Raw genomic sequence first — 19,797 nt, forward strand, 5'->3', positions numbered from 1 at the left:
TTAGGGTCCGTACTCAGAGCAGCTTGCGCAGCTCATCGATGCGGTCGTTCACCAGCCAGCCATAGTAGTTTTCCTGCGGCATGGCGTTCTTGTTGCGCTTGCGCTCGGCCGCGAGCGCCCGGGCGCGCACCTTCACGTCGCCGACATTGTAGAGCGTCGAGGTAATGCCGGGATTGTTGGAAATATCGACGCCGGCCGTGTCGCGATAGACATCGATCGACAGGCGGATGATCGCCGCCATGTAGTCGAGCGACATGTTGGGATCCATGATCGCCTGGTAGAGCTGCGGCGCGCGTTCGGCGTCGAGCAGGGGCAGGCCGCTCTTGCGGTGGACGATGTCGGTCACCGTCAGCGCCGTCAGCGGGTTGATCTGGCCGAGGCCGAAGGTCTGGCCGGCATAGAGCGGTTGGAAGAAGACCTTCGAGAAGCGGTCGCGCGGGAACGACTTGCCGTCGACCTTCTTGCCTCGGAAATCCTTGTCCCAGACGTCCTCGCGGCAGGTCCACAGGTCATAGGCGGATTTGAGCCTGTCGCAGTCTTCGAACTGCGGTCGCGATACGAACTGGGTGACGGACTCGCCCTGGTAGCCGAAGGCCAGGTCGGTGGTGCCGAGATAGGCCAGCGCCTTGACGTAGTAGGACTGCGCGCTGTCGAGGCCGCCGACATTGTAGGTGTGCTCGCCGATGATGGCGCCGACCAGGTGGACGGGATCGACGCCATAGGTGGCGGCCGAGCGCTTGATCGAGCGCATCAGGCCCTTGTCGCGCTGCAGCAGCGCATAGATGCGGCGGTACTTGGCCTCGAAGCTTTCCTTGGTCTCGCCCGCGCGCTTGATCGAGCTCATGTCGATCGTCGGCTGTTCCTTCGACCGGTTGCCCGGCGGCACGGCGACGACGGCGAAAGCGGGCAGGGTGGTCGCGAGGATCAGGGAGGCGAGCAGGGCACTGCGCAGGAGACGCATGGGGATTCCGTCGGTCGGTCAACATGACCGCACCCGGGACGGATCGGCCGATCCCGGCTTATAGCATCGGAAAACCGGGCTCGAAAACGGCTTACCTGCCACACTGGCCCGGATAACGCCGTGTCGGCTGCCTCCCCCGCACGCCGGCGCGGGGGAGGCAATTCTCGTCAGAGGATGTAGCGCGACAGGTCGATGTTGCGCGAGAGGTCGCCGATATGCGCCTCGATATAGGCGGCATCGATCGTCACCGTCTCGCCGGAGCGATCCGGGGCGGCGAAGCTGATCTCGTCGAGGATCCGCTCCATCACCGTCTGCAGGCGGCGGGCACCGATGTTCTCGACCGACGAGTTGACCTCGACCGCGATGCGGGCGATCGCGTCGATCGCATCCTCGGCGATGACCAGGTTGACGCCTTCGGTCTGCATCAGCGCGACATACTGCTTGATCAGGCTCGATTCCGGTTCCGTCAGGATCTGGCGGAAGTCGGACTGGGTCAGCGCGTTGAGCTCGACGCGGATCGGCAGGCGGCCCTGCAGTTCCGGCAGCAGGTCCGAAGGCTTGGCGATGTGGAACGCGCCCGAGGCGATGAACAGGATGTGATCCGTCTTCACCGGCCCGTACTTGGTGGCGACCGTGGTTCCCTCGATCAGCGGCAGCAGGTCGCGCTGCACGCCTTCACGTGAAACATCGCCGGAGCGGCCTTCGCGGGCGCAGATCTTGTCGATCTCGTCCAGGAAGACGATGCCGTCATTTTCGACGACGGCGATCGCTTCGGCCGTCAGCTGGTCGTCGTCGAGCAGCTTGTCGGATTCCTCGTCGATCAGCACCTTGTAGCTGTCGCGCACGGTGACGCGGCGCGTCTTGGTCTTGCCGCCGAACGCCTTGCCGAGCATGTCGCCGATGTTCATCACGCCGATCGATGCGCCCGGCATGCCGGGAACGTCGAATTGCGGCATGCCGCCCGACTGGTCGCGCACCTGGATCTCGATTTCCTTGTCGTCGAGCTCGTTGGCGCGCAGCTTCTTGCGGAAGCTCTCGCGGGTGGCGGGGCTGGCGGCCTCGCCGACGAGGGCGTTCAGCACGCGCTCCTCGGCCGAAAGATGGGCCTTGGCCTCGACGTCCTTGCGCTTCTTTTCGCGCGTCAGGCCGATGCCGATCTCGACGAGATCGCGCACGATCTGCTCGACGTCGCGGCCGACATAGCCGACCTCGGTGAACTTGGTCGCCTCGACCTTGAGGAAGGGCGCGCCGGCCAGCTTGGCGAGACGGCGGGAGATTTCGGTCTTGCCGACGCCGGTCGGCCCGATCATCAGGATGTTCTTCGGCAGCACTTCTTCGCGCATCGTGCCTTCGAGCTGCTGGCGGCGCCAGCGGTTGCGCAGCGCGATGGCGACGGCGCGCTTGGCGTCGTTCTGGCCGATGATGTAGCGGTCGAGTTCGGAGACGATCTCGCGGGGAGAGAAATTGGTCATTGGACTTCCTGTCCGCCTATAGCGTTTTCAAGCGAAGTGCGTGCGCTTCGCGACCGGAAAACGCGTCAAAACAAAGACCTAGAGGGTCGAACCGTTTTGGGAAAACGGTGAGACGCTCTAGGCTGCGTCGAGCTGCTCGAGCGTGACACTGGTGTTGGTGTAGACGCAGATGTCGGCGGCGATCGCCATCGCCTTGCGGGCGATCTGTTCGGCGGTCAAATCGCTGTCCATCAGGGCGCGGGCGGCGGCAAGCGCGTAGTTGCCACCCGATCCGATGCCCATCACGCCGCCTTCCGGCTCCAGCACGTCGCCATTGCCGGTCAGCACGAGGCTGGTGGACTTGTCGGCGACGAGCATCATCGCCTCGAGATGGCGCAGATAGCGGTCGGTGCGCCAGTCCTTGGCGAGTTCGACGCAGGCGCGTGTCAGCTGCCCGGGATATTGCTCGAGCTTGGCCTCGAGCCGCTCGAAAAGGGTGAAGGCGTCGGCGGTCGAGCCGGCGAAACCGGCGATGACGCCGCCCTTGCCGAGCGGGCGCACCTTGCGGGCGGTATGCTTGATCACCGTCTGGCCGAGCGAAACCTGGCCGTCGCCGGCGATGACGACCTTGTCGCCCTTGCGGACGGTGATGATGGTCGTCCCGTGCCACGCCGCATAGGGGCTGTCATTCTGGGGTTGTGTCATGATCTGCTTTCGTGGCGGATCGCTTTGGTCCCATCAGGCCCCGCGGCGATCCCTGTTGGCTAGAGCGTCTTATGTAGGCGCCTCCTCGGCCGATGCAAAGGCTTGCTCAACCTTATGGCGCTATGGGGAAACGCCTGATAAAAGCCGGCTGTCCTGAGCGAAATGCGCCCAGATCGCTGGACCGGGCAGGGACCGAGAAGGAAAGCAGATATGCGTAGCGCCACGATCGAGCGCAAGACGAAGGAAACCGAGATCGCGGTGACGCTGGATCTCGACGGCACCGGCCGCGCCGACATTGCAACCGGCGTCGGCTTCTTCGACCATATGCTCGATCAACTGGCCCGCCATGGCCTGATGGACCTGACGATCCGCTGCAAGGGCGACCTGCATATCGACCAGCACCACACGGTCGAGGATGTCGGCATCGCCATCGGCCAGGCGCTCAAGAAGGCGCTGGGCGAAATGCGCGGCATCACCCGCTATGCCGATACCCACCTCGCCATGGACGAGGCGCTGACCCGCTGCGCCATCGACGTTTCCGGCCGGCCCTATCTGGTCTGGAAGGTCGAGTTCACGAGGCCCAAGGTCGGCGATTTCGATACCGAGCTGTTCAAGGAATTCTTCCAGGCTTTCGCCCAGAACGCCGGCATCACGCTGCACATCGAAAATCTCTATGGTGACAACAACCACCATATCGCCGAGACCTGCTTCAAGGCGGTGGCGCGCACCCTCCGGGTGGCCGCGTCGATCGATCCGCGGCAGGCCGACCGCGTGCCGTCGACCAAGGGCAAGCTGGGCGACTGAGGGAGCGTCATGACGACCTACACCGTGCACGCACCGCCCGTTTCCGCGACTGGCGGGATGCGCGAGGCCGAGCGCGTGGTCTTCGTCAGGGACGGTTTCTGCTGGGCGGCTTTCCTGATCCCGGTGATCTGGATGCTCTATCGGCGCATGTGGCTGGTGCTCTGCTTCTATGCGCTGTTCGCCGTCGGCATCGAATGGGCGGGGCGCATGCTCGGGGCGCCAACGGCTGCGGCGCTCGGGCTGCTCGGCGCGCTCTATCTCGGCTTCGAGGGCAACACGCTCCGGCGCTGGACGCTCGCGCGCCGCCGCTTCACCGAGCGCGGCGTCGCCGATGGCCGCTCGCTCGAAGAGGCGGAGATCCGCTTCTTCGTCCGTGCTGACGACGAGACGCCGAGCCCCTCCGGCCCGGCCTCCGCTCCACTCGCGCAACCCCATTTCTCGGCCGACATCGTTGGCCTCTTTCCGACCCCGGGGACAACCCGATGACCATTGCGATCATTGATTACGGCGCCGGCAATCTGCGCTCGGCCGCCAAGGCGCTGGAGCTCGCCGCTGCGCGCAACGGCTCGACGGCGCCTGTCGTCGTCACCGCCGACCCTGACGTCGTCGCCAGGGCCGATCACATCGTGCTGCCCGGCGACGGCGCCTTCGCCGATTGCCGCACCAATCTCGACAGCGTCGACGGCATGATCGAGGCGATCAACGAGGCGATCGACGCGCGCGGCCGGCCATTCCTCGGCATCTGCGTCGGCATGCAGCTGCTGGCGACGCGCGGAATCGAATACGGCGTCACCAAGGGCCTCGGCCGCATCCAGGGCGAGGTCCGGCGCATCGAGCCGAACGATCCGCGCCTGAAGATCCCGCATATGGGCTGGAACACGCTGAACGCGTCCGGCTCGCATCCCCTGCTCGACGGCATCGCGCTCGGCGACGATGGCTGGCACGCTTATTTCTTGCACGGCTATCAGCTCTTTGCCGAGCAGCCGGGCGACGTCATCGCCACCGCCGACTATGGCGGCCCGGTCACGGCGATCGTCACCACCGGCAACGTCGCCGGCACGCAGTTCCATCCCGAGAAGAGCCAGAAGCTCGGTCTCGCCCTTCTCGCCAACTTCCTGAAGTGGAAGCCCTGATGATCCTCTTTCCCGCCATCGATTTGAAGGACGGCGCCTGTGTTCGCCTGAAGCTCGGCGACATGGAGCAGGCGACGGTGTTCAACACCGACCCCGCCGCCCAGGCGCATGAATTCGAGAGCCAGGGCTTTGAATACCTCCACGTCGTCGACCTGAACGGCGCCTTCGCCGGCCAGCCGGTCAATGGCGCCGCCGTCGAGGCGATCCTGAAGCGCGTGAAGATGCCGGTCCAGCTCGGCGGCGGCATCCGCGACCGCGCCGGCGTCGAGGCCTGGCTCGACAAGGGCATCGCCCGCGTCATCCTCGGCACCATCGCCGTGCGCGATCCCGATCTCGTCCGCGAGGCCTGCAAGGCCTATCCGGGTCAGGTCGCCGTCGGCATTGACGCGCGCGGCGGCAAGGTCGCGGTAGAGGGCTGGGCCGAGACCTCGGAGCTGACCACCATCGAGCTGGCGCGCCGGTTCGAGGATGCCGGCGTCGCGGCGATCGTCTTCACGGACATCGATCGCGACGGCGTGCTGAAGGGCCTCAACATCGAATCGACTCTGGCGCTGGCCCGCGCGGTTGAGATCCCTGTCATCGCCTCAGGCGGCCTTGCCTCGCTCGACGACGTCAAGCGCCTGCTGCAGCCGGATTGCGCCATCCTCGAGGGCGCGATCTCCGGCCGCGCGCTCTATGACGGCCGGCTCGACCCGGCCGAGGCGCTGAAGCTGATCCGCGAAGCGCGGGAGACCGCCTGATGCTCAAGACCCGCATCATTCCCTGCCTGGACGTGCATGACGGCCGCGTCGTCAAGGGCGTGCAGTTCGTCGACCTGATCGACGCCGGCGACCCGGTCGAGGCCGCCAAGGCCTATGACGCCGCCGGCGCCGACGAGCTCTGCTTCCTCGACATCACCGCGACGCACGAGAACCGCGGCACCATCCTCGATGTCGTGGCGCGTACCGCCGAAGCCTGCTTCATGCCGGTGACGGTGGGCGGCGGCGTCCGGGCGGTGGAGGATATCCGCGCGCTGATGCTGGCCGGCGCCGACAAGGTAGCGATCAACTCGGCCGCCGTGACGGACCGCATGATCGTCGCCCGCGCGGCGGAGAAGTTCGGCGCCCAGGCGATCGTCGTCGCCATCGACGCCAAGCAGACGAAGCGGCGCGGCATGAGCGGCGACCACCACGACCGCTGGGAGATCTTCACCCATGGCGGCCGCAAGGCGACCGGCATCGACGCGATCGAATATGCGATCGAGGTCGCGGCGCTGGGTGCCGGCGAGATCCTCCTGACCTCGATGGACCGCGACGGCACGCGCGACGGCTTCGACCTCGCGCTCACCCGCGCCATCGCCGATGCGGTGCCGATCCCGGTGATCGCCTCGGGCGGCGTCGGCGCGCTCGATCATTTCGTCGATGGCGTCGTCGAAGGCCATGCCAGCGCGGTGCTGGCGGCTTCGGTGTTCCATTTCGGCCAGTTCACCATCGGCGAGGTGAAGACACACATGGCGGCGGCCGGCATTCCCGTCCGGCTCGACGGCTGAGGAGGGCAGGGCATGTCCGATTTCACGCTTTCCGACCTCGCGGCCATCATCCGCAACCGCGCCAATTCGGGCGATCCCGGCTCCTACACCGCCAAGCTGGTGGCCAAGGGTCCGTCGCGCTGCGCCAAGAAGTTCGGCGAGGAGGCGGTCGAGGCCGTCATCGCCGCGACCGAGGGCAACAAGGCCGAGCTGACGGCGGAAGCGGCCGACGTGCTTTACCATCTGCTGGTGATGCTCGAGGCGTCCGATCTGCCGCTTGACGCGGTGATGCAGGAGCTCGAGGGCCGCACCCGGCAGACCGGACTGCAGGAAAAGGCGTCGCGGCCGGCGGAGTAGTTCGCGGTCGGGGAGAAGAACATGGACAAGTCCGCGCGGCTCGAGCACGCACCGCATCGCACCTTCGGCCGTCAGGAATGGGCGAGCCTCCGGGCCGACATGCCGCTGACGCTGACCGAGGCGGATCTTTTCCGCCTGCGCAGTCTGAACGATCCGATCTCGATCGATGAGGTCGTGACGATCTACCTGCCGCTGTCGCGCCTGCTCAGCCTCTATGTCGCCGCGACGCAGGGGCTCTACAACGCCACCCGCACCTTCCTCGGCGCCAATGAGGGCAAGACGCCGTTCATCATCGGCATCGGCGGCTCCGTCGCGGTCGGCAAGTCGACCGCCGCGCGCGTGCTGAAGGCGCTTCTCGCGCGCTGGACCAACACGCCGAAGGTCGACCTGATCACCACGGACGGCTTCCTCTATCCCAATGCCGTGCTCGAGCGCGAAGGGCTGATGGAGCGCAAGGGCTTCCCGGAGAGCTACGACCTGCCGGCGCTGCTCTCCTTCCTGTCCGACATCAAGGCCGGGCTCGGCAGCGTCTCCGCGCCCGTCTATTCGCATCTCGTCTACGACATCGTGCCGAGCGAGCGGATCACCATCGACCGGCCGGACATCCTGATCGTCGAAGGCATCAACGTGCTGCAGGCGCCGCGCCTGCCGCGCGACGGCACGGCGGTGCCCTTCGTGTCCGACTTCTTCGATTTCTCGATCTATATCGACGCCGAGGAGGCCGACATCCGGCGCTGGTATGTCGAGCGCTTCCAGCGCCTGCGCGAAACCGCTTTCCAGGACCCGAACTCCTACTTCCACCGCTATGCGATGGTGTCGGACGCCGAGGCGCTGGCGATCGCCGACCGGCTCTGGTCGCGCATCAACCGGGTCAATCTCTACGAGAACATCCTGCCGACCCGCCCGCGCGCCGATCTTATCCTCAGCAAAGGGGAAAGCCACCTGATCGAGCGGGTCGCGCTGCGTCGTCTTTGAGGCTTTTGCTGGGTTTCCGGCAGCTCTGATTGCCACTCGTTCGCAGTTGCGAAGATAGCCGTTGAAGCCTCCTGCCGGCGGTGTTAATGCGCCGAAACCGCCGACACACCGAGGACGATCATGCCGAAATGGAACGACAGGATAACGCTTGTCGCGCTCTCCTCGATCGTCATCGCGCTGGTCGTGATGGCGCTGAAATATGCCGCCTACTGGAAGACCGGCAGCGTCGCGCTCTATTCGGACGCGCTGGAGAGCATCGTCAATCTCGCCACCGCGGTGGCGGCGTTCTGGGCGATTCGGCTGAGCCACAAGCCGGCCGACAGCGACCACCAGTTCGGCCACCACAAGGCGGAGTATTTCTCCGCCGTGCTGGAAGGCGTGCTGATCGTCGTGGCGGCGCTGCTCATCCTGCGCGAAGCCTGGATCTCCTATGAGGAGAAGCGGGCGCTCGAAAACGCCGGTATCGGCCTGACGATCAATCTGGTCGCCACGGCGATCAACGGCGCCTGGGCGATGTATCTGTTCCGCTTCGGCCGCCGCCGCCGCTCGCCCGCCTTCATCGCCGAGGCCTGGCACCTGACCAGCGACGTCATCAGCTCGGTCGGCGTCTTCATCGGCCTCGTGCTGGTGGCGCTCACCGGCTGGGTGGTGCTCGATCCGCTGCTCGCCGTCATCGTCGCCGTCAACATCCTGTGGTCGGGTTGGCGCGTCATTCGCGATTCCGTCGGCGGGCTGATGGATCATGCCGTCTCGGGCGAGGTGGAAAGCGAGATCCGCTCGATCATTTCGACCGAGGCGACGGGCGCGATCGAGGTGCACGACCTCCGCACCCGCAATGCCGGCCGCGCCATCTTCATCGAGTTCCATCTCGTCGTGCCGGGATCGATGACGGTCGCCGCCGGCCATGTCATCTGCGATCGCATCGAGGCGGCACTGAACAAGGCGATCGAGGGCTCGGAAGTCCTGATCCACATCGAGCCCGAGGCCGAGGCGCTGCATCACGGCGTGATCGTTCTCTAGCGTCCTTCCGTCCGTTTCCGCCCCATATCGCGGCGCGGCGGAGGGGCGCAGAGCTTGATTTTCTGCCCCAAACTCATGATATCGGGCCTAACCTTTGGTTCTGATCAAAAGAGAGTTCGCCATGTCTGACGATACCCAGCCCGTCTCCTCCACCGATGCAGCCGCCGACGCGGCCGCGACGGCTGCGGATGGCGACGCCGCGGCGGCTCGCATCGCGACGCTCGAGGCTGAAGCGACCGAGTTGAAGGATCGCGTCCTGCGCACCATCGCCGAGATGGAAAACCTGCGCCGCCGCACCGAGCGCGAGGTCGCGGATGCGCGCCAGTACGCCATCGCCGCCTTTGCTCGCGACATGCTGACCGCCGGCGACAACCTCGCCCGCGCCATCGAGGCGGTTCCGGATGAGGCGCGCGGCGGCAACGAGGCGCTGACCGCGCTGATCGACGGCGTCGAGATGACCGAGCGCGATCTCGTCAATTCGCTGGAGCGCCACGGCGTCCGCAAGCTCGAGCCGCTCGGCCAGAAGTTCGATCCGCATCTGCACCAGGCCGTCTTCGAGGTGCCGACCACCGAGCAGCCGGCCGGCACCGTCATGCAGGTTGTCCAGTCCGGCTACGTGATTGGCGACCGCGTCCTGCGCCCGGCCATGGTCGGCGTTGCCAAGGGCGCGCCGAAGCCGAGGGAAGCGAAGACCGAAGCCGGCGATTCCTCGCCCAACTCCGTCTGAGGCGGACGAGGCTGTGGATGCTCCCGTGCTCTACAGCCTCGATCTCATCGGGGTCTTCGTCTTTGCCCTGACCGGGGCGCTCGCGGCGTCTCGCAAGCAGCTCGACATCGTCGGCTTCGCCTTTCTGGCGTCGATCACCGGCGTCGGCGGCGGTACGCTGCGGGACGTCATCCTCGGCGCGACGCCGGTGTTCTGGATCACCCAGCCCGCCCCGGTCGTGCTCTGCGTCGCGACCGCCGTTTTCGTCTACTTTGTCGCGCCCTTCGTCGAATATCGCTACCGCCTGCTGCTCTGGGCCGACGCGATCGGCATTTCCGGCTATTGCGTCATGGGCGCGGCGCGGGCGCTCGACGCGGGCGCCAGCCCCTTCGGCGCGGTGGTGATGGGCGTCGTCACCGCGACCTTCGGCGGCATCATCCGCGATATCGTCGCCGGCGAGCCGTCGGTGATCCTGCGCCGGGAAATCTATGTGACAGCGACGGTGGTGGGCGCGACCCTGTTCGTGCTCGCCATCCTGCTCGGCGTGCCGTTCTGGACCGCTTCCGTGCTGGGTGCGCTTTCGGCCTTCGCGGTGCGGGCAGGCGCACTGACCTTCGGCTGGACGCTGCCGACCTACCGGTCGCGTCCCGGCCGCGCCTTTCCTCCCCGCTAGGCCCGCATCCGGAGCCGCGGTTGCCGGCCTTCAGGCAGCGTAGCGGGTGGCGTCGACGCCGTAGTGGTTCACATAGCGCTCGCTGATCGCCGATACCGGCAGCACGATCAGCACGTCCGTCGTGCCGAACTGGCGGTCGACCACGGCGCCGTCGCCGATATAGGCGCCGAGGCGCAGATAGCCCTTGATCAGCGGCGGCAGCGTCTTCAGCGCCGCCTTCATGTCGATCGCGTCTTCTGCCATCCGGTCCATCGGCACGCGGCGGTGCGGCAGCGCGCTCACCGTCCATTCGGCCGGGGCGCGGGCGCTGTGGTGCAGGAAGGAGAGGGGGAGCGACAGCGCATCGGGATTGGTGCCTTCGAGCGAGGCACAGCCGACCATCACGTCGATGCCGTGGCTGCGGACATAGCTCCAGATGCCGTGCCAGAGCAGTTCGACCGTGCGCTTGGTGCGGTAGGGCTTCAGCACGCAGGAGCGGCCGAGCTCCAGGAAATTCAGCCCGCTATGCCGCTCCAGCAGCGACCCGATGTCGAATTCGTTCGCCGTGTAGAAGCCGGTGTGGCGGTTCGCCACTTCCTGGCGCAGCAGGCGGTAGGTGCCGACGATCGCCGCCTCGCCTGAAGCGAGGCGGGTGTCGTGGTCGATGACGAGCAGGTGGTCGCAGATCTTGTCGAAACCGTCGCGATCGCGGCGCGACAGCTGCGCCTGCACGTCGGGGATCGCCGACATCTCCTCGTAAAAGACCTTGTAGCGCAGCTTCTGCGCCTTCTTTACCTCGCGCGGCGTGGCGGCAAGGCGCACTTCCAGCGCTCCGATTCGACCGAGCGTTTCAGGCAGGATGGCAGCAGGGCGAAGGGCTTTCGGCATCGGGAGTCTTATACCGCCAATTGCCCGCTTCGATAGAGCCGGCAAAGCAATGATCGCTTCCGATACGCGCAGAACCTGCTGGGTCGCCGCATTGCCGCGCTTGACCATCTGACCTTCTCCTGCTGGTCCCCAACGCTTTCCCGCCGGGATTTCTGACCCCGTTGCGGAGAAGAACACAGTTCTCCGACAGTTCGGTGACGAAGCGCTTTCTCGGTCTCGGCCGTCCGCGGTTCCGTCGTTTGGCCCGGTCGCTGACGGCGATGGCGCGTCCAGCCGGCAAGCGGTCGAAATATCGGGCCGATCCAGAGTCGCCGGCCGGGCCTCCGGCCGTGCTCAGGCGGCGGCCAGCAGCCGGTCGCCGGCGATGCGGTAGCGGAGCGCCTCGGCGAGATGCGGCCGGCCGACCGTCTCGGCGCCGTCGAGGTCGGCGATGGTGCGGGCGACCTTCAGCACGCGATGATAGCCCCGCGCCGAAAGGCGCAGCGCCTCGGCGGCCTCGGCAAGCAGCTTCGCCCCGGCCTTGTCCGGCGTCGCGATCGTCTCGACCAGGGCGCTGCCGCATTGCGCGTTGGTGCGGATGTCGTCGATGCCGAGCGCCTCGAACCGCTCGGCCTGCAGCGCGCGCGCCGCCGCCACACGTTCGGCGACGACGGCGCTGCTTTCCGAAGGTGTCGCGCCGATCAGGTCGCTCGCGGTCACCGCCGGCACGTCGATCCGCATGTCGATGCGGTCGAGGAAGGGGCCGGACAGCCGCGCCTGATAGTCGGCCGCGCAGCGCGGGCCGCGCTTGCAGCTCATGCCCGGCTCGCCTGCCATGCCGCATCGGCACGGGTTCATGGCGGCGACCAGCTGGAAGCGGGAGGGATAGCGGACGCGATGGTTGGCGCGGGCGATCATCACCTCGCCGGCCTCCAGCGGCTGGCGCAGCGAATCGAGCACCTGCGGCGTGAATTCGGGCAGTTCGTCGAGGAAGAGCACGCCGTGATGGGCGAGCGAGGCTTCGCCCGGCCGGGCGCGCAGGCCGCCGCCGACCATCGCCGCCATCGAGGCCGAATGGTGCGGCGCGCGGAACGGACGCCGGTCGGTCAGCTTGCCGCCGGCAAGTTCGCCGCCGATGGATGCGATCATCGCCACCTCAAGCAGTTCCTTCGGCGACAGCGGCGGCAGCAGCGAGGGCAGGCGGCTCGCCAGCATCGATTTGCCGGCCCCGGGCGGCCCGGCCATCAGGAGGTTGTGGCCGCCGGCGGCGGCGATCTCCAGCGCGCGGCGGGCGCTCTCCTGGCCGCGGACGTCGGCGAGGTCGGCGAGCGCCGCGCCGTCGCGCTTCAGCGCCGGCTCGGGCCGCGAAAGCACCTGCGTGCCCTTGAAGTGGTTGGCGATGGCGATCAGGCTGCGCGGGGCCAGGATCTCCATGCCGCCGCCGGCCCATGCCGCTTCCGGGCCGCAGGCGGAAGGGCAGATCAGCCCGCGGCCGATGGCGTTGGCGCCGATCGCCGCCGGCAGCACGCCGGCGACGGAGGCGATGGTGCCGTCGAGCGCCAGTTCGCCGAGCGCGACGAAATCGGCCAGCTGGTCGCCCGGCAGCACGCCGAGCGCCGCCATCAGGCCGAGCGCGATCGGCAGATCGTAGTGGCTGCCTTCCTTCGGCAGGTCGGCCGGCGCCAGATTGACGATGATCCGCTTCGGCGGCAGAGCGAGGCCGGAGGCGTGCAGGGCGGCGCGCACCCGTTCACGGCTTTCTGCCACGGCCTTGTCCGGCAGGCCGACGATGACTATGCCGGGAAAGCCCGGCGCGATCTGGATCTGGACGTCGACCGGCACCGCCTCGATGCCCTGGAACGCCACCGTCGTGACATGCGCGACCATATCCGTCATCCCCGTTGCGGAATGACGCTACGTCAACTTTCGGGCGAATACAAGAACAGGTCGTGAACATCCGCGCCGGCCTCGCGGCGCGGATCCTGGTAGCAATCCGTTAACCCTAGCGCTTGCTCTCGACGGCGTCCCAGACCAGCGAGGCGATGTCGGCGCCGCCGAAGCGCTTCACCTCGCGGATGCCGGTCGGCGAGGTGACGTTGATCTCGGTCAGGTAGTCGCCGATGACGTCGATGCCGACGAAGACGAAGCCGCGCTTCTTCAGGTCGGGCCCGATCGCCTCGCAGATCTCGCGGTCGCGCCGGGTCAGCTCGATCGGCTCCGGCCGACCGCCGACATGCATGTTGGAGCGCGACTCGCCATCCGCCGGCACGCGGTTGATGGCGCCGACGGCGACGCCGTCGACCAGGATGATGCGCTTGTCGCCGGCCCGGACCGCCGGCAGGTAGCGCTGCACGACATAGGGCTCGCCGCGATAGGCGGCCGAGAAGATCTCCAAGAGCGAGGCGAGGTTCTGGTCGCCTTCCGACAGGCGAAAGACGCCGGCGCCGCCATTGCCGAACAGCGGCTTGATGATGATGTCGCCATGCTCCTGGCGGAAGCGGCGGATCTCGTCGGCGTCGCGCGAGATCAAGGTCGGCGGCATCAGCTTCGGATATTCGGTGACGAAGATCTTTTCCGGCGCGTTGCGCACCTCGGCCGGGTCGTTCACGACCAGCGTCTTCGGATGGATGCGCTCGAGCAGATGCGTCGTCGTGATGTAGCCCATGTCGAAGGGCGGATCCTGGCGCAGGAACACGACGTCCATGGTCGAGAGATCGGTCCGCTCCGCCTCGCCGAGCGAGAAATGGTCGCCGGGAACGTCGCGGACGGTGACCGCCTCGATCGCCGCCTCGACGCGGCCGTCGTTCAGCGACAGGCGGTCGGGCGTGTAGTGGTAGAGCTTGTGGCCGCGCCGCTGGCCTTCCAGCATCAGGGCGAAGGTGGAATCGCCGCGGATGTTGATCCTGGCGATGTGGTCCATCTGGACGGCGACGGAAAGCGACATATAGGCCCCCAATGCGGAATAGGCCTCTTATGTCGTGTGGCGGGGCCGAATGGCAATGCCGTCGTCAGCGATCCCGAGCAAAAGCGTCGACGATGTGGTGCGGCAGCCGGCGCGGCAGGATCGCGACGATGTCGAAGCGGAGCGCTAGCCCTGCCGTCTCGGGATGGCGGCCGATAAAGCTCTTCGCCGCCCGGATGAGGCGGTCGCGCGCCGCCGGCGTGATCGCCAGGATGGCGGCGTCGCGCGTCCGCCGCGCCTTGACCTCGACGAAGACGAGCATGTCGCCGCGCCGCATGACGAGGTCGATCTCGCCGAGCGGGCTGCGGAAGCGCCGCGCCACGATGCGGTAGCCCTTCAGATTGAGATAGAGGGCGGCGACCGTTTCGGCGAAACGGCCGCGTCGTTCCGAGGCGCGGCGGTCAGGCCTCGCCATCGTCGTCGTCGCCCGGGTCGTCGCCGTCTTCGTCATCCTCGGCCTCGGCGGCCTCCGCCTTCAGCTCCAGCGCGCGCTGGTAGAGGTCGCGCTTGGCCATGCCGGTCGCGGTGGCGGCAAGCGACGCCGCCTCCTTCAGCGGGTGGCTTTCCAGCAGCCGCGCCAGCAGCGTGTCGACCTCGTCGGCATCGGGCTCGGCATCGATCGGCGGGCCGATCAGGATGACGATCTCGCCCTTCGGCGACGGCTCGCTGCCGAAGGCCTCGGCGAGGGAAGCGAGCGTGCCGCGCCGGACGGTTTCAAAAGTCTTGGTCAGCTCGCGCGCCACCACGGCCGGGCGGTCGCCGCCGAGCGTCTCGGCCATGTCGGCGAGCGAATCCGCGGTTCGATGCGGCGACTCGTAGAAAATCAGTGTGCCGGGCACGTCGGCAAGCGCCGCGAGCCGCTTCTTGCGGCCGACGGTGCGGTTGGGCAGGAAGCCGGCGAACAGGAAGGTGTCGGTCGGAAGCGCCGCCGCGACCAGCGCCGTCAGCAGCGCCGAGGCGCCGGGGATCGGCACGACGCGATGGCCGGCCGCGAGCACGTCGCCGACCAGCCGGAAGCCGGGATCGGAGACCAGCGGCGTGCCGGCGTCGCTGACCAGCGCCACCACCTTGCCACTTGCGAGTGCCGCCAGCAGCTTCGGGCGCTGCCGGTCGGCATTGTGCTCGTGATAGGCGAATAGCTCGGTGTCGATGCCGTAGTGGCGGGTCAGCACGCGGGTGACGCGGGTGTCCTCGCAGGCGATGACGTCGGCGGCGGCGAGGGTCGCGAGCGCGCGCAGCGTGATGTCCCGCAGATTGCCGATCGGCGTCGAGACGATGTAGAGGCCCGGCTCGATCCGTGGCGCGCGCAGGCGCTGGCCGTCGATCAGATAGAAGGCGCGGCTTTCGCCGTGCCCTGCTTCCGGCGTTTCCGCCTGTCCGGGAGCGCTCATGACGCGCCCGCGCCGACGTTGTGGAGAAGTGACACCAGACCTGAATTCACCGAGACCGCCGCTCTTTGCCGCTGAACAACCATGGGCTTTCCAGTACAGTTACATCTTGCGATTGAACAGGAGAAGGCGTGTGGGTTGGTTCCGTTCCGAACGGCTGGACGGTGGCAGGGCAGGGTTGTTCGCATCCTGTTTCGCCGCGCTCGGCCTGTTGGCCGCCTGTGCCTCGACCGTCGGAGGACCCGGCACCGGAGCCGGCGTGACGCCGTCTGCGACGGGGGGCCAGCCGGTCGTCGGCGACACGCTCGGCAACGGCACGGTTCGCGTCGCGCTGCTTTTGCCCTCCTCGGCCACCGGCAATGCCGGCGTCATCGCCGCCAACCTGAAGAATGCCGCCGACCTGGCGCTGCGCGAATTCCAGGGCGGCGCCAATCTGCAGATCCTCATCAAGGATGATCGCGGCACGCCGGAGGGCGCCCGTCAGGCGGCGACCGAGGCGATCTCGCAGGGAGCGGAGCTCATCATGGGTCCGCTCTTCTCGCCCTCCGTCGCAGCGGCCGCCTCCGTGGCAAGGCCCGCCGGTATCCCGATCGTTGCGTTTTCGACCGATACCAGCGTCGCCGCGCGCAACGTCTATCTGCTGAGCTTCCTGCCGCAGTCGGACGCCGACCGCATCATCGGCTATGCCGCCTCGCAGGGGAAACGCTCGATCGCGGCCATCCTGCCGGAAAACGGCTATGGCACGGTGATGGAGGCGGCGCTGCAGCGCGCTGCCACCGCCAATGGAGCCCGGGTCGTCGCCATCGAGCGCTACGGCCTCGATCGCGTCGCCATGCAGCAGAAGGCGGAGGCGCTCGCCACCGTGATCCAGAGCGGCCAGGTCGACGCCGTGTTCATGCCCGACGCCGGCGACGCCGCGCCGTTCCTGGCGCAGATCCTGAGCGCGCGCGGCATAAGGCCGGGCCAGGTCAAGTTCCTCGGGTCCGGCCAGTGGGACGATCCGCGCATCGCCGCCGAGCCGACGCTGCGCGGCGGCTGGTATCCGGCGCCGGACCGCGCCGGCTATGCCGCCTTCGCCGTTCGCTACCAGAGTGTCTTCGGCGCGCCGCCGCTGCGCACCGCCTCGCTCGGCTATGACGCGACCAGCCTCGCCGCCGGACTCGCCGCCCGCTATGGCGACAAGCGCTTCACCGCCGACATGCTGGCCAATCCGAACGGCTTCATCGGCGTCGACGGCGCCTTCCGCTTCCTGCCGGACGGCACTAACCAGCGCCAGCTCGCGATCTACGAGCTCGGCGGCGGCACCCCGGTCATGATCGCCCCGGCGCCGCAGACCTTTGCCCGCACGGGGGCGTAGCCGGCTCGCCGAGGCGGCAAGCGAGACCCTCACCCACCTCTCTCCCGCAAGCGAGCGAGGGCTTTTGGGCCGGCGCTCTCTATGGACGCTGCGGCAGGCGGGGGATCTTCACTTCTCCCATGGGGAGAGGTCGACGGCCGCAGGCCGACGGGTGAGGGGTTCAGCCCTCGCCGGATATCAACCCCTCACCCGGACTTTCGGTCAGACCTCCCCGTGTGGGAGAGGTGAGAGAGGGAGAGCATTTGGCACCGGCCGCCGGACGGGCGCAGGCCGGCCCCCTCTACCGCTTGCGGGAGAGGGTTGGGGTGAGGGTCTTTTCTTCTGAGACCAGCTCAGGCCGCGAGGTCGGCTACCACCGCGTCCAGAACGAAGGAGCCGGAGCGGGTGGCGCGGACGCGGTTCTCGTCGAGCTGCTCGACCATGCCGTGCTCGATCAGATCCGCCATGCGGCGTGGATCGAGCGGCCGGCCGGCGATCGCCTTGTAGCGGCGCAGATCGATGCCTTCGGTCAGCCTCAGGCCCATCAGCAGCATCTCGTCGCCGGCTTCTTCCGGCGTCAGGATCTCATCCGTCTCGATGCCGTCGCCCCAGGATTCGACGCGGCCGAGCCAGGTTTCCGGCAGCAGCGTCGTCGCGGTGGCGTGGCGCTGGCCGTCGATGACGAGGCGGCCATGCGCGCCGGGGCCGATGCCGGCATATTCGCCATAGCGCCAGTAGACGAGGTTGTGCCGGCACTCGCCGCCGGGAACGGCGTGGTTGGAGATCTCGTAGGCCGGGCGGCCATGCTTGTCGCAGATTTCCTGCGTGATCTCGAACAGGGTCGCGGCGGTATCCTCGTCCGGGATCGCCAGCTTGCCGGCCGCGTAGAGCTTCTCGAACATCGTCCCCGGCTCGATGGTGAGCTGGTAGAGCGACAGGTGGTCGGAGGCGCGGTCGAGCGCCTGCAGCAGCTCGGCCCGCCACATGTCCGGCGTCTGGCCGGGGCGGGCATAGATCAGGTCGAAGGAGAGGCGCGGGAAGGTGGCGCGGGCGATGTCGATGGCGCGCATTGCCTCCTCGACATTGTGGACCCGGCCGAGCGCCTTCAGGTCGACGTCGTTCAGCGCCTGCACGCCGAGCGACACGCGGTTGACGCCGGCGGCGCGATAGCCGCGGAAGCGTTCCGCCTCGACGCTGGAGGGGTTCGCCTCCATCGACACCTCGGCGTCCGGCGCGACGTTCCACGCAGCGCCGATGGCGTCGAGAATGGTGCCGACGGTCTTCGGGTCCATCAGCGACGGCGTGCCGCCGCCGAGGAAGATCGAATTGACCGTCTTGCCGGGCGACTTGGCCGCCATCGTCTGGATCTCGGTGACGAAGGCTTTCGCAAAGCGCTCCTGATCGACACCCTGGTGGCGGACATGCGAGTTGAAGTCGCAATAGGGGCACTTGGCCGCGCAGAACGGCCAGTGCACATAGACGCCAAATCCGGGGTCGATCGGTGCCGCCATGGGTTCAGGCCCCGAGCTCGGCTTCAGCGAACAGCGCGAAGGCGCGCGCCCGGTGCGACAGCGCATCGGTGCGGCCGGCCGACCAGCCGTGCTTCTCTTCCGCTTCCATTTCGCCGAATGTACGCGCATGGCCTTCCGGCAGGAAGGCCGGATCGTAGCCGAAGCCGAGCTCGCCGCGCGGCGGCCAGACCATCGTGCCCTCGACCTCACCGCGATAATAGCGCGTCGTGCCGTCCGGGAAGGCGAGGCAGAGCACGGCGACGAAGCGGCCGGTGCGGCTCTCCGGCGTGGTGGCGCCGGCAAGCTGCAGCTTCTCCTCGACATTGCGCATGGCGCGGGCGAAGTCGCCGTCGGGCGCGGCCCAATCGGCCGAGTAGACGCCCGGGTCGCCGCCGATCGCGTCGACGCAGAGACCGGAATCGTCGGAAAGCGCCGGCAGGCCCGACGCCGTCGCCGCGGCATGCGCCTTGATCGCCGCGTTTTCCTCAAAGGTGGTGCCGGTCTCGTCGGGAACGGGCAGGCCGAGTTCGCCGACCGAGACGACCTTGAGGCCGAATGGCTCCATCAGGCCGGCGAACTCGCGCAGCTTGCCGCGATTGTGCGAGGCGAGCACGAGCGTGTCGCCGGCCGACAGGCGATGGTCGGACATGCTCATCCGCCGATCACCAGCTTCTGCAGCTCGACCAGGTCGGCGATGCCGCCCTTGGCGAGCGTCAGCATCGCGGTCAGCTCGGCTTCGTTGAACGGCTTGCCTTCGGCGGTTCCCTGGATCTCGACGATGCCGCCGGCGCCGGTCATGACGAAGTTGGCGTCGGTCTCGGCCTCCGAATCCTCGGCATAGTCGAGGTCGAGCACCGGCGTGCCGCGATACATGCCGACCGAGACGGCGGCGACGTGGTCGCGGATCACCTTCGGGCCGACCATCTCGCGCGACTTCATCCACTGCACGCAGTCATAGAGCGCCACCCAGGCGCCGGTGACCGAGGCCGTGCGGGTACCGCCATCGGCTTGCAGCACGTCGCAGTCGATGGTGATCTGCTTCTCGCCGAGATGGACGAGATCGACCACGGCGCGCAGCGAGCGGCCGATCAGGCGCTGGATTTCCTGCGTCCGGCCGGACTGCTTGCCGGTCGCCGCCTCGCGGCGCATGCGATCGCCGGTCGAGCGCGGCAGCATGCCGTATTCGGCGGTGACCCAGCCCTTGCCGGTGCCGCGCAGCCAGGATGGCGGCTTGTCCTCGAGGCTGGCGGTGCAGAGCACGTGCGTGTCGCCGAACTTGACCAGGCAGGAGCCCTCGGCGTGCTTGGCCACGCCGCGTTCAAGCGTTACCGCACGCAGGGCGTCCGCGGCGCGTTTCGAAGGTCGCATGGGATATTCCTGGCTGTTTCGTTGGTCCGCTTGTACAGGTCGCCGGCTCAAAACGTAAAGCCCTGCTTGAACCGGGGGCGGAAATCGACACTTA

General features: G+C 67.7%; 22 protein-coding genes. 11 read left to right on the top strand and 11 right to left on the bottom strand.

Annotated elements, in window-relative coordinates; translation table 11 throughout:
* Positions 1-13: 13 nt before the first annotated feature.
* From OSH07_RS00340 to hslV, 3 genes are all read right to left on the bottom strand, one after another.
* Positions 14-961 (bottom strand): DUF1402 family protein, encoded by a 948-nt coding sequence (locus OSH07_RS00340; protein ID WP_266336619.1) that lies wholly within the window; start codon positions 959-961, stop codon positions 14-16.
* A gap of 167 nt (positions 962-1,128) precedes the next feature.
* Entirely contained in the window at positions 1,129-2,433 is a 1,305-nt protein-coding gene (hslU, locus tag OSH07_RS00345) for an ATP-dependent protease ATPase subunit HslU (protein WP_266336620.1), read from the bottom strand.
* 117 nt (positions 2,434-2,550) lie between these two features.
* Positions 2,551-3,117, bottom strand: a complete 567-nt coding sequence (gene hslV, locus OSH07_RS00350; protein ID WP_266336621.1) for an ATP-dependent protease subunit HslV — start codon at positions 3,115-3,117, stop codon at positions 2,551-2,553.
* Between the two features lie 210 nt (positions 3,118-3,327).
* Between hslV and hisB the strand changes: the two genes are divergently transcribed.
* The 10 genes from hisB to OSH07_RS00400 all read left to right on the top strand — a co-directional run bounded on the left by hisB (position 3,328) and on the right by OSH07_RS00400 (position 10,292).
* On the top strand, positions 3,328-3,921 hold the full coding sequence (gene hisB, locus OSH07_RS00355; protein WP_266336622.1) for an imidazoleglycerol-phosphate dehydratase HisB: 594 nt from the start codon (positions 3,328-3,330) through the stop codon (positions 3,919-3,921).
* 9 nt (positions 3,922-3,930) lie between these two features.
* Complete coding sequence (locus OSH07_RS00360) at positions 3,931-4,407, top strand: DUF2628 domain-containing protein (RefSeq protein ID WP_266336623.1); 477 nt, start codon at positions 3,931-3,933, stop codon at positions 4,405-4,407.
* Positions 4,404-5,054 (top strand): imidazole glycerol phosphate synthase subunit HisH, encoded by a 651-nt coding sequence (gene hisH, locus OSH07_RS00365; RefSeq protein WP_266336624.1) that lies wholly within the window; start codon positions 4,404-4,406, stop codon positions 5,052-5,054. Before OSH07_RS00360 ends, hisH begins: the two co-directional genes overlap by 4 nt.
* Positions 5,054-5,794, top strand: coding sequence for a 1-(5-phosphoribosyl)-5-[(5-phosphoribosylamino)methylideneamino]imidazole-4-carboxamide isomerase (hisA, locus tag OSH07_RS00370; RefSeq protein ID WP_266336625.1), 741 nt, complete (start codon positions 5,054-5,056; stop codon positions 5,792-5,794). The genes hisH and hisA overlap by 1 nt, the downstream gene beginning before the upstream one ends.
* Positions 5,794-6,582 (top strand): imidazole glycerol phosphate synthase subunit HisF, encoded by a 789-nt coding sequence (gene hisF / locus OSH07_RS00375; RefSeq protein WP_266336626.1) that lies wholly within the window; start codon positions 5,794-5,796, stop codon positions 6,580-6,582. The genes hisA and hisF overlap by 1 nt, the downstream gene beginning before the upstream one ends.
* Positions 6,583-6,594: 12 nt before the next feature.
* Positions 6,595-6,918 (top strand): phosphoribosyl-ATP diphosphatase, encoded by a 324-nt coding sequence (locus OSH07_RS00380; protein WP_266336627.1) that lies wholly within the window; start codon positions 6,595-6,597, stop codon positions 6,916-6,918.
* 21 nt (positions 6,919-6,939) lie between these two features.
* The gene (coaA, locus tag OSH07_RS00385) at positions 6,940-7,893 is read left to right on the top strand and encodes a type I pantothenate kinase (protein ID WP_266336628.1); all 954 of its coding nucleotides are present in this window, start codon (positions 6,940-6,942) and stop codon (positions 7,891-7,893) included.
* Positions 7,894-8,013: 120 nt separating this feature from the next.
* Positions 8,014-8,913 carry a cation diffusion facilitator family transporter gene (locus OSH07_RS00390; RefSeq protein WP_266336629.1) on the top strand — a complete coding sequence of 300 codons (900 nt, stop codon included), beginning with the start codon at positions 8,014-8,016 and terminating at the stop codon, positions 8,911-8,913.
* A 121-nt stretch (positions 8,914-9,034) separates the two neighbouring features.
* On the top strand, positions 9,035-9,640 hold the full coding sequence (gene grpE, locus OSH07_RS00395; RefSeq protein ID WP_266336630.1) for a nucleotide exchange factor GrpE: 606 nt from the start codon (positions 9,035-9,037) through the stop codon (positions 9,638-9,640).
* A 13-nt stretch (positions 9,641-9,653) separates the two neighbouring features.
* The gene (locus tag OSH07_RS00400; RefSeq protein ID WP_266336631.1) at positions 9,654-10,292 is read left to right on the top strand and encodes a trimeric intracellular cation channel family protein; all 639 of its coding nucleotides are present in this window, start codon (positions 9,654-9,656) and stop codon (positions 10,290-10,292) included.
* Positions 10,293-10,322: 30 nt separating this feature from the next.
* Here the strand turns inward: OSH07_RS00400 and olsB are convergent, their stop codons facing one another.
* The 5 genes from olsB to rsmI all read right to left on the bottom strand — a co-directional run bounded on the left by olsB (position 10,323) and on the right by rsmI (position 15,491).
* Positions 10,323-11,159: a l-ornithine N(alpha)-acyltransferase gene (olsB, locus tag OSH07_RS00405; protein ID WP_266336632.1), complete on the bottom strand. Its 837-nt coding sequence runs from the start codon at positions 11,157-11,159 to the stop codon at positions 10,323-10,325.
* A gap of 333 nt (positions 11,160-11,492) precedes the next feature.
* Positions 11,493-13,025 (bottom strand): YifB family Mg chelatase-like AAA ATPase, encoded by a 1,533-nt coding sequence (locus OSH07_RS00410; protein ID WP_266336633.1) that lies wholly within the window; start codon positions 13,023-13,025, stop codon positions 11,493-11,495.
* A gap of 115 nt (positions 13,026-13,140) precedes the next feature.
* Complete coding sequence (gene gshB, locus OSH07_RS00415; RefSeq protein ID WP_266336634.1) at positions 13,141-14,082, bottom strand: glutathione synthase; 942 nt, start codon at positions 14,080-14,082, stop codon at positions 13,141-13,143.
* Between the two features lie 64 nt (positions 14,083-14,146).
* A complete protein-coding gene (locus OSH07_RS00420; RefSeq protein ID WP_266336635.1) occupies positions 14,147-14,551 on the bottom strand; it encodes a YraN family protein in 405 nt (134 codons plus the stop codon).
* Positions 14,502-15,491, bottom strand: coding sequence for a 16S rRNA (cytidine(1402)-2'-O)-methyltransferase (gene rsmI, locus OSH07_RS00425; RefSeq protein WP_266336636.1), 990 nt, complete (start codon positions 15,489-15,491; stop codon positions 14,502-14,504). The genes OSH07_RS00420 and rsmI overlap by 50 nt, the downstream gene beginning before the upstream one ends.
* 256 nt (positions 15,492-15,747) lie before the next feature.
* On the opposite strand from rsmI, the gene OSH07_RS00430 reads away from it, so the two are divergent.
* Complete coding sequence (locus OSH07_RS00430; RefSeq protein WP_266336637.1) at positions 15,748-16,845, top strand: penicillin-binding protein activator; 1,098 nt, start codon at positions 15,748-15,750, stop codon at positions 16,843-16,845.
* Between the two features lie 332 nt (positions 16,846-17,177).
* Here the strand turns inward: OSH07_RS00430 and hemW are convergent, their stop codons facing one another.
* From hemW to rph, 3 genes are read right to left on the bottom strand one after another with little or no spacing between them, the layout of a single operon-like run.
* Positions 17,178-18,335, bottom strand: coding sequence for a radical SAM family heme chaperone HemW (gene hemW / locus OSH07_RS00435; RefSeq protein ID WP_266336638.1), 1,158 nt, complete (start codon positions 18,333-18,335; stop codon positions 17,178-17,180).
* A gap of 4 nt (positions 18,336-18,339) precedes the next feature.
* Entirely contained in the window at positions 18,340-18,990 is a 651-nt protein-coding gene (locus OSH07_RS00440) for a non-canonical purine NTP pyrophosphatase (RefSeq protein ID WP_266336639.1), read from the bottom strand.
* A complete protein-coding gene (gene rph / locus OSH07_RS00445; protein WP_266336640.1) occupies positions 18,987-19,703 on the bottom strand; it encodes a ribonuclease PH in 717 nt (238 codons plus the stop codon). Before rph ends, OSH07_RS00440 begins: the two co-directional genes overlap by 4 nt.
* Positions 19,704-19,797: the final 94 nt, after the last annotated feature.

Origin of the sequence: Kaistia nematophila, from assembly GCF_026343855.1 — a bacterium.
Classification (GTDB): Bacteria; Pseudomonadota; Alphaproteobacteria; order Rhizobiales; family Kaistiaceae; genus Kaistia; species Kaistia nematophila.